Raw genomic sequence first — 9,532 nt, 5'->3', positions numbered from 1 at the left:
ATGGAGACAAAAAGCGCAACAATTCACCGAAAAATGCCGTTGCCGGCACGCCAACTCCCCATTACTGGATCTGCCCATAAGACAGGTAATGGGCGTCGCCCATTACCTGCCGCAACCGGCATTGTTCCAAGTGCCAGGGCGCGGCCGCGCGTACATGGCTCGCCGAGCGCGAAGCCGATCTGCTCCCGGTCGGATACTTCCACATCGTCTTCACGCTGCCGGCCGAAGTCGCCGAGATCGCGTTCCATAACAAGGCGCTGATCTATGATCTGCTGTTCAAGGCGGCATCGGAGACGATGCTGACGATCGCGGCCGATAGCAGGCACCTCGGCGCCAGGATCGGCATCACCGCCGTCCTCCACACCTGGGGCTCGGCAATGACGCATCATCCGCATGTCCACATGATCGTACCAGGCGGCGGCATCGCGCCAGACGGAAGCCGGTGGATATCGTCGCGTCCGGCTTTTCTCCTTCCAGTGCGCGTGCTCGGCAAACTGTTCCGCCGGCTCTTCCTCACCCGGCTGGTTACGCTGCACGAGGCCGGACGGCTCAGCTTCTTCGGATCGATGGCGCACCTGGGCGACCGCCGGGCATTCCTGCGGCACCTGTCGCCAGTCCGGAAGAAGCGCTGGGTGGTCTATGCCAAGGCGCCCTTCGCCGGGCCGGAAGCCGTGCTTGCCTACCTGTCGCGCTACACCCACCGGGTCGCCATCTCGAACAGCCGCCTGATCGCCTTCGACGAGGCTGGAGTCACCTTCCGCTACAAGGACTATCGCCGCGACGGTGCCGAGCGCCAGCGCGCCATGACGCTTGCCGCCGACGAGTTCATCCGCCGCTTCCTGCTCCATGTCCTGCCGCGTGGGTTCCACGGCATCCGTCACTATGGGCTGCTCGCCAGCTCCGCCCGCAAGGCCAGCCTCGCAGTCGCGCGCGAACTGCTGAACGTCGCTCCGCCGCCCGAAGACGACACTCCGGAAGAACCGGCTGACGTCTGCCGGCCTTGCCCTTGCTGCGGCGGACGCATGGTCGTCATCGAGAGGTTCGAACGGTGGTGCCAGCCTCGTGCACCGCCTGCCTCAAGAGCGCCGAACCGGGAGAAGGCCCCATGACCCGGCATGGCCAAGTTGCTCGTAGGACCGCGCCACGCCGGCGCCGGTCAACGGGATGTTATGTGCACGTTGCCGTGGCGCCGGTCGTCACGCATACCAATCTCGCTGGAATCAACGCTACAGCCTCTGCGACCTGGCCCGGAAGCGGCTTCCACGAAATGCCCACCGCATCCTATGCGGAAGTTCGCGACAGGCGCTGGCACACCCCGAGGCACAAATCCCCATAGGCAATCGTCTGCGGCCCGCGGGTTCCTGCATGAGACTTTCGTACGCCTGACGGCACCCGAAACCCTTATATGGGGATGGTGAACTACAAACGGCATCACGTCGACATTGCATGTACCTCCGCGGCAATCCGTAGATCCATTCGATGAGTCCGTTTGCGTGACGCGGTTCGCGAACGAACCCAGTCCACCTTATATTCGGTCAGGGGGCATGCACCTGTTCCATGATCCCGCTTGCGGCGGATTCGGACCCAAGAGACGAAACCATTCTTCAGCGGCGGCTGTTTGAGGCCATGAGTTTCGTCGGTTCGTCTACCGAGGATCTGCCAGGCCTGATCGGTCCTGGAGATTGTTATGATCGATTGGCGTCTACGCTGATGGTTTCGTCAGGAGAGCTCCTTCTATAACGACTCCGGCGTTCACGTATTTCCACAGCGCAACAAACAGTTTCCGAGCGAGGGCGATGATCGCCGTCTTCTTGTACCGGCCACCATTCTGGATGACTCGCGCGCTGAACCACTGGCTGAGTGCGGAATTGGGTTGATGGCGCACCCAGAGCCACGCAACCTGGACAAGCGTCGACCGGAGCCTAGGATTGCCGGACTTCGAGACTCCCTGCTCGCAATTAATCTGCCCACTTTGCCAGGGCGTTGGCACCAAACCAGCGTAGGCGGCAACCTGTCGTCGATTGTCAAACTTGCGCGACAATCCCTCAGACCACAGGACGGCCGCGAACTCCGGACCTATTCCCTTGAGGCTGAGCAGCAGGGCCGGTGTTGGCTCATCTGCCGCGACGAGCAAGGCGTCGCGTGCCTCTTCAACCTCCTTGATCTGCTGGATCAGCAACTCGATGCGATCAAGCTCGCGGCTGATCTGCGCCATGAGCGCTGGCGGCAGTGGACGCCCATCTCCGGTAATGAGCGCGTCGAGGCATTTGCGTCGATCGCCTTTCAACGGTTCGTATCCGGACACACCTTGGCTGAACAAAAGGCCCTTTATCCTGTTGACGTGCCTGATCCGCTCGTTCGTCAGCGCCTTCCGCTCCCGCACCAACCGGCGACGGTCTTCCTCCTCCGGCGTTGGCACTCGCAACATCGCGCAAACCCGAGGCTCGCCGCGGTTGTAGGCCAACAACGCTCGAACCAGTGCTTCCCCGTCAATCCTGTCGGTCTTGGCCCGCCGGCGGCGACGCGATGTGGCAATGGATGCCGGGTCCACGACATAACTCTCGATGCCTTCGCGTTCGAGGACCCGATGTATCCAGAATCCATCCAGACCAGCTTCCTGGATTGATATGACCCGGAAACGCTGCCCTGTCCGCACTTCCGCCTTTCGTTGCAGCTCTGCGAAGTGATCGAGCAAACCCGGAATGTCGCCCCCCGACACGAGGTGTCTCGACATTCTTTCGCCCCCACCTGGCGAAAGCGAAGTCACGAGCCATTTTGAACGAGACAGTTCTAACGAGACAAATATTGCGGCAAGATCGACGCGGATAGCGGCCGGGGCTTTGGTGGTGTTGGCTTGCATGCTGACCTCCAGGTGATGTTTGGCGACTTCACTCTGGCAGAGCGCTGGTCGCCTTCCATCCCCATAGGATCTTCACAATCTCGGCCGTAGCGACCAGCATCTCCGTGTTCCAGAAGCAGACATTGCGGATACGGCATTCCCGACGTGATCGGCGAAGCCAGATACGACTATCCCGGACGCATGATCCGGTGGCGAGGGTAAACAATGCAAACTACGCCCTGCTTCATATGAAGGCGCGCCGAACGAGCTCAACGAAGCTGTGCTGCCATTCGTGGTGGACTGGACACGCGCCGCCTATCTCCTCGCTCGAAATCGGCGGCCTCGACGACGAATACCGGGATTTCTTCGACTACTCGAACCGCGTCGTCCTTATGGCTCACATCTAGCGAGTGGCGACCGCCGCGCCGGTGTCGACGCGACGATTGCAATGGCCGACCGGGCGACCAAGCATCGACTACTACTCACTTGCTTCACGGCCCGACATCTCTTCCACGAGAATACGGAAGAAGACGTGCGGCGTGCTGTCTGACATGGCAGGAATGACAGGTTTGAGGGCACCAGGCTCCCACCAGTCTGCGTGCTTGCTCAACACTGACCATGCATGACCGCGTTGAAACTCATGGCCGGTCCGGTCACTCAGTTCTTCAAAGCGGCCGTCGACAATGACGCTTCTCCATCCGCGTCCCTGGCCGTGTTCCTCGACCTGGGCGGACACCAAGGGATTGGCTCTCATCCATTCGATCTTCTTGCCTAGCAAGGAAAACGCATAGAGATGATTGTCGGCGTAGGCGTAGTTGAAGCACACGACGTAGGGTTGCCCCTCCTTCGCGCATGCCAAGTGACCTACACGATTGGCCGCCAGCAATTTTGTGCATTCCAGTGAAGACAGCATACGGATCAGCATCGGCGATCTCCTATTTTTCACGCCTTATTTTTCACACCTTGGCAGCTGCACTCGCAATGACGTGGATCAAACTGCGCATCTGCGAGTGTAGCTTCCGCTCGGCGACTGAAGGCTCTGGGGGGCGAGAACACGCGGCTGAAGCGCTTCTGGCCGACGCCACTCGACAATGCCGCAGGGCGATCAAAGCCTATGACCTGTTCTGTCAACAGATCGACGCGGCGTGAAGGATGGATCTCAAGGACGAGCAGCATTGGTGTCTGCTGCGGACATTCGTAGGTGAGGTTGAAACCCGCGCGGATCCGCATCGATGCTCCAATGCCTTGATTCAGGAACCGGGCAAACTCCAAATTGCCCAAACAGTTCCGGAGAACATCAGACAGAGCTAATTTTGTTTCGCCACCTTTACCTCAACAGTCATGCTAAGAAAACTTGAGGCGCTGCCGGAGTAGCTTCCCGAAAGAGGTATGGCCTGCTGGGGATGCCTGGCCACGGCCACCCTGATCAGATCCCGGTTGCCGACAATGCCATTGGTAGGATCGAACTCGACCCAGCCGGCACCAGGCAAATAGACTTGGCACCAGGCATGCGTCGATCCTCCGCCGCGCACATCAGCACTGTCGCGGCTCGGCACATAGACATAACCGGTCACAAACCGGGCTGCGAAGCCGAGCGACCGCACCGCCTCCATCATGAAAAGCGCGAAGTCCCGGCATGTGCCTTTGCGCAGATGCAACGTCACGAGAGGCGGCTGCGTCCCGGTTTCGATCCGACGGGAATAGACGAAGCTCTCATGGATGGCGTAGCAGAGCGTCATTAGCAATTTGCCGGTCTCGGTTTGTCCCGAGGCATTCACGAACTGCCGTGCCCATTTGCCAATCTCGTCGCCGTCATCGGCATGATGGCGCTCCATGGTTTGCGCGAGGTCGGCCCCCTCATCGGGATCGTAAGAGAATGGATAATTCAGCGCGGCCTCATCGATACGGAAATCGGGCGCATGCTGCGGCGTGTGATCGAGCCGAATGTCTGTCGCGAAATGGAGTTCATTGGCCGAACCCGTGAATTCGATCACGGCAACGCAGTTTCCAAAAACGTCATGGATCCATCGAATTCCCATCGGCTCGGGGTCCACGGATAGGGCGTGGTCCAGAAGTCGTTGATCGAAACTGTCGCGCGGCCTGAACATCAGCCGGTGCTCGCCAAACCTCACCGGTTGGTTATAGCGATAGACAGTCGAGTGCTTGACTGAAAAAATCGGCATCGGCGTCCGCCAACGATTTCGCAGGAACGTCCGCAGCAATCTAGCGCCTAATCGGCCCGGAACGAACTGTTTCCGCTCCGCCGGCCCGGCGTGTTCCTGGACGCGCTTCCACAGCCGGTCTCGGATGGCGCCCCGCGAGTTGATGAAGGCCGAGCCGACATATCTCCCGGTCACACGATCCGCCATCAGGGCGAAAGCCGGCTTCCCAGGCCACGCTCGACGCCAAGCCACTCGTATTCGTCAATGCTGTAAACCTTGGTCCTGAGCCAGGCCGTCGAATTGCTGTCCTTGCGCTTCGAAACCATACCTTCGAGCCCGGCTTGATCGATCAGGTGGATGATCGCCTTAGCCTCGCCAGGAAGCGCTTGGCTAAACTGGATGCTCGCGGCGATCTTCCAGCGGCATGTCGCGTCGAACGCAATGTGAGCCTCAGCGTGAGTCGGGGGCATGGATATTAGCCTAGCCGGGGGATTGTCATTGTATTAGCGCAAGCGCATATTAGCCCTGCAAGCGGCCTGGACGCCCCGTCTGTAAAAGACATTCATTGGGCGCCGATGTCCGACAACACCCGGCGATTACTCGCCCTCGTTGTCGTCATCTGCACATGGTCTTCGCTCGCCGGCTTTCAAAAGGGAGGACTTCGATGCGCTACTTTCTAGCCACTTTTTGTTTCGTCGCACTTGTTATCGGCGGTGGCGAATCTGCAGGTGCCCAGACAGCCCAATCAAGCATAGAGGCGAACAATGCGGACTTTGTTGCGAAGTTTGCCGCTAAGGATACGGCAAGCTTGGCTCAACACTACACCGAAGACGCGGTAGCGTTTCCTCCCAACGAAGAGCGGGTCGCCGGCCGCGAAAGCGTTCAGAAGATGTGGCAGAGCTGGATCGATGCAGGATTGACCGATCTGACCCTGAAAGCGGCGCAGGTCGAGGAGAGCGGCAATCTCGCGTACGAGGAGGGCACCTACTCTATCAAGATTCCCGGTAGCGACGGCAAGACCAGTGAGGAAATCGGCAAATACATTGTGGTTTGGAAGAAGGGCGCCGACGGCGAATGGCGACTGCATCGGGATATTTGGAATACGAACCTTGCTAAGAAGTAGAGGTCGCCAATCACTCCCGCCAGCGAACTGAGCGAGAAGATCCGCGAATTATGGGGCGTGGAAATCTTGGTTCGCGTTTTGAACCCAGCAGCCAACCCAAGATGCCCACGGCGCTCTCCCCCTCTCGCCCGGACACGCATCACACAGAGGTGTGGGATGCGGTTAGCGTGCAGATATCGTTGCAACTTTTATTTGTGCTTCTCGACGAAAGTTTTGCATGCGGGTGACAGCTGATCGATCATACTTTGGAGATCACATTTGCCGATCGGTGTCATTGGGCAAAGCCGTTTGTAGTCGGGTCTGCATTCTTTGCCTTGGAAGTTCTTGAAGGCTTTTGCCTCGGCGGTGACGGTGTCCAAAAGTATTCCCGAGCATGCTAACACCAGCCATAACCACAGATATCTACCCATAGCCTTCTCCACTTGTTGGTTCGCAATCTCGACCAAGTAAATTGGAATATGCTAATGGACAGTGCACTGCAAGCCGTTAACTTGGAGGATTGAGAACCAAGTCATACGCCTCGCTTTTGCGCGATGCCTCCCATCGACGCCGCAATAGATCGCCGGGACCTAGAGCACACTTCAATGTGGCCTGGGCTCAGTCGAGCCGATCATTCCAGAGGGCGATTGGGTTGTCGACAGTGACAACCCTTCCAACTTTCGGCCGCTCCGATGGGAGCAGACCAAGCGCGAGAAAATTCCTCCCCGCATCGGCTATCAGCACACAAGCGTGGATCGTCGTGGTCGAAAGATCGATCCGGCGGACCGTTGATTCTCGGCCGCCCCGCTGCTTCTCAAGATAGCGCGCGAGCGCAATATCATGGCGCAGCGGCGCAACCTCGCAGCCAAGCCGCCGGTTCTGCCCGGGATCATCATGCCAGAAAGGCCACTCGTTCGGGTGTAGCATAGCGTCCTCCTAAGCGCGGCTGCCTCGTTCAGACAATCTCTTCCACCGCCCGTGAGAAATGCGTTGGAACCAGCGTGATGAATTCGTGAAAAGCGCCACGCCGTCAAAATCGCGGTTGAAATAAGGGCTGGTAGGGGAAATGATTGCCGGTGGAGTTATGGCTGTGGCGGATTCGACGGCGCACCCTCATCTTTGTCTGCTCGGTGGTTTCGACTTTGCCGGCGATGCAGCGATAGTTCCGGTTCTCAGCCGCAAGGCGCGGGCCATGGTGGCTTATCTCGCCCTGCAATCCGGACATTCGCAGTCGCGCGAGAAACTTGCCGCCCTTTTGTGGGGCGGCAACAGCGACACCCAGGCGCGGATGAACCTGCGGCAGGCGGTGTCGGCCGTCAGAAAGGCGATACAGGCGTCCGGCACCGGGCGCTTCCTGGCAGCAATCCTTCAAAACAGAAGCGTCATCCGCAAATCGGTGCACCAAATGCCGCGTCAGCGGCTTCGTTCAATCCTGAATCTCAACAGGCCCTAGTCTAAGTCTAGAAAGAAATCTTCAGTCCCAGCTTGCCACCGACGGTCGAACTGTCTGGTGACCACTTGCCGCGGACCTCGCTGCTCAATGTCGCGGTTTGCGACACTTTCAGATTGAAACCGGTCGACAGCGCTGCCGAGAAATCAGCATCATCGAAGTCGATCTCCCTAGTATCGACAGCTGTCGTATTCTTGTATTTGAAGCGCTGCTGAAACTCTGTCCGCGCGTAGGGGCTGAATATCATGCCGTTGCCAAGCTGATAGTCCGCATAGATGCCCGGTTCGAACTTGACCGCACCGAAGGACAGCTGGCTCTTGCCGAACTCGTTGCCGCCGCTGTCCGTATAGGAGTCGCCACGGAACGAAACGCCGAGCAAGCCGCCGCGCAGGTCGAAGCGGGCGCGGTCGCCCAGCATGAAGATATGGCCGACCGATCCAGTGACGGCATAACCTTGAGTGTCGTAACTGCCGGTGGTGTCGAGGACGCCGTTCGCCACATCGGTTCCGCCGATGAAGCCCGAGGCGGAGACGAGCGCGTAGCTGTAGTTCTTGCGGAAGAGCGCGTAGCCGCCGAACATGCCGCTTTTGTTGGTGCCGTTACCAATGGCGTCGAATCCCTGGAACGAGCCCAGATTGACATCGGCCGAGGCATAGCCGGCAAACAGCCCGATGTTCAGCCCATATTCATTGTCGAGCTGGAAATGCTTGGCGGCGTTGAAGTCCACGCTGATCGCGGCCGAAAAATCGTCGGCGTCGAAGCTCGGGCCGGGGCCACTCAGGCCACCGTCGCTTATGTGGTAGCCGTCATGTTCGGTATGGGCGAACTGGCCGGAAGCAAAGACGCCGAAGGTCGACGATATCGGAACCATGCCGGAACCGGGCGACAGAAGCAGATCGGCGTCGAGGGCGTCGCGGTTGATGCCGTAGAGCGCGTCGATGGCGGTATCGACCGTGCCGGCGTTGGTGGCGCTGGTCGGCGCCGACACGATGCCGAAATTGGCCGGCGTGGCGCGCAGGAACAATCCGCCGGTCGGGCCTGCTACCACCTCGTAGGTGAAAAGCGAGCCCGGCGTGCCGGGAATGCCTTCGACATTGAAGGTCCCGGCAATCGGCACGCTGGTCGAGACGATGATCGGGATATCGGTCGCCTGGGCGAATTGCGGCGTGCCCAGCAGATTGACGACGATGGTGTTGGCGCCGGTGGCGGAGAGCACGCCGGCGACGACCAGTTGATCCGATTGCACGGTCTGCTGGTTGATGTCGAGACCGATGCGACCGCCATTCAGAGTGAGGCCGCCGAGCGTGAAGACGTCATTGGCGAAACCATCGCGCATGTCGATCAGCGAATTCGTTGCGATGATTGAACCCGGCATGTTGACGTTGCCGTTGATGAACAGCGTCGACCCGTTGCCGAGATTGAGCTGGTTGATGCCTTGCGTGCCGCCATTGAAGCGGAGCGTGGAATTGTTGGCGGAAAAATTATCGAACCCGGCAAAATTCTGGCTCTTGCTGGCCGCCGCGAGGTCGGTGTCGGTGACGGTCCCATTAGCACTCGTTCCACTGAACAGGACGCCATCGCGCAGAGTGAGCGGATCGACCGCGCCCACGTCATCGATGATCAGCGTATTGGGGCCGATTCCGGTGATGTCGCCGCCGATCGTGCCGCCCGACAGGTGAACATGCTCTGCGTCGATGCCGCCAGTGATGGTGCCGCCGGTGACCGAAACATTGTCGAAGCCGGCACCGCCGGTGACGTTGCCGGCGACGCCGCCGCTGACGGTCACCGTATCGTCGCCCGCCTCGCCGACAACACTGCCGGCGATGGTGCCGCCCGCAACAGACATGACGTCATCACCTGCATTGCCGTTAAGATTGCCGCCAATCGAGCCGGAGAAGAGGCTGAGCGTGTCATTGCCGTCGTCCCCGCTGACCGAGCTGCCGACGGTGCCGCCGTGCATGTTGAACATATCGTTGCCG

The 9,532-nt window shown here is 59.5% G+C and carries 8 protein-coding genes and 2 pseudogenes; 3 read left to right on the top strand and 7 right to left on the bottom strand.

The genetic code is table 11. The features are described from left to right. Positions 1-104: 104 nt before the first annotated feature. Positions 105-1,109 (top strand): annotated as a pseudogene (locus NKH02_RS33345) (IS91 family transposase); the annotation flags it as partial. 593 nt (positions 1,110-1,702) lie between these two features. Here NKH02_RS33345 and NKH02_RS33340 read toward each other — a convergent pair. The 5 genes and pseudogenes from NKH02_RS33340 to NKH02_RS33320 form a co-directional block, all read right to left on the bottom strand. Then, positions 1,703-2,860 (bottom strand): IS110 family RNA-guided transposase, encoded by a 1,158-nt coding sequence (locus NKH02_RS33340; RefSeq protein WP_352884039.1) that lies wholly within the window; start codon positions 2,858-2,860, stop codon positions 1,703-1,705. A gap of 457 nt (positions 2,861-3,317) precedes the next feature. Then, the gene (locus tag NKH02_RS33335) at positions 3,318-3,764 is read right to left on the bottom strand and encodes a pyridoxamine 5'-phosphate oxidase family protein (RefSeq protein ID WP_352884037.1); all 447 of its coding nucleotides are present in this window, start codon (positions 3,762-3,764) and stop codon (positions 3,318-3,320) included. A 170-nt stretch (positions 3,765-3,934) separates the two neighbouring features. Further along, positions 3,935-4,069 (bottom strand): annotated as a pseudogene (locus NKH02_RS33330) (transglutaminase family protein); the annotation flags it as partial. 77 nt (positions 4,070-4,146) lie between these two features. Beyond that, positions 4,147-5,022, bottom strand: a complete 876-nt coding sequence (locus NKH02_RS33325) for a transglutaminase family protein (protein WP_352884041.1) — start codon at positions 5,020-5,022, stop codon at positions 4,147-4,149. A 185-nt stretch (positions 5,023-5,207) separates the two neighbouring features. Further along, positions 5,208-5,471 (bottom strand): DNA ligase-like domain-containing protein, encoded by a 264-nt coding sequence (locus tag NKH02_RS33320; RefSeq protein WP_352884035.1) that lies wholly within the window; start codon positions 5,469-5,471, stop codon positions 5,208-5,210. A gap of 194 nt (positions 5,472-5,665) precedes the next feature. Between NKH02_RS33320 and NKH02_RS33315 the strand changes: the two genes are divergently transcribed. Then, on the top strand, positions 5,666-6,124 hold the full coding sequence (locus NKH02_RS33315) for a YybH family protein (protein WP_352873881.1): 459 nt from the start codon (positions 5,666-5,668) through the stop codon (positions 6,122-6,124). A 597-nt stretch (positions 6,125-6,721) separates the two neighbouring features. On the opposite strand, the gene NKH02_RS33310 is transcribed toward NKH02_RS33315, so the two are convergent. Next, a complete protein-coding gene (locus NKH02_RS33310) occupies positions 6,722-7,030 on the bottom strand; it encodes a hypothetical protein (RefSeq protein WP_352884033.1) in 309 nt (102 codons plus the stop codon). Between the two features lie 163 nt (positions 7,031-7,193). Here NKH02_RS33310 and NKH02_RS33305 point away from each other — a divergent pair, with 163 nt between their 5' ends. After that, positions 7,194-7,556, top strand: coding sequence for an AfsR/SARP family transcriptional regulator (locus NKH02_RS33305; RefSeq protein WP_352884031.1), 363 nt, complete (start codon positions 7,194-7,196; stop codon positions 7,554-7,556). 7 nt (positions 7,557-7,563) lie between these two features. Here NKH02_RS33305 and NKH02_RS33300 read toward each other — a convergent pair. Then, positions 7,564-9,532: autotransporter domain-containing protein (locus tag NKH02_RS33300; RefSeq protein WP_502913892.1), on the bottom strand; the 1,969-nt coding region annotated here is incomplete at its 5' end.

It is taken from the genome of Mesorhizobium sp. M1396, assembly GCF_040317725.1.
Taxonomy (GTDB): Bacteria; Pseudomonadota; Alphaproteobacteria; order Rhizobiales; family Rhizobiaceae; genus Mesorhizobium.
The sequence above is the reverse complement of the archived record's forward strand: the minus strand, read 5'-3'. Positions and strand labels throughout refer to the sequence as shown.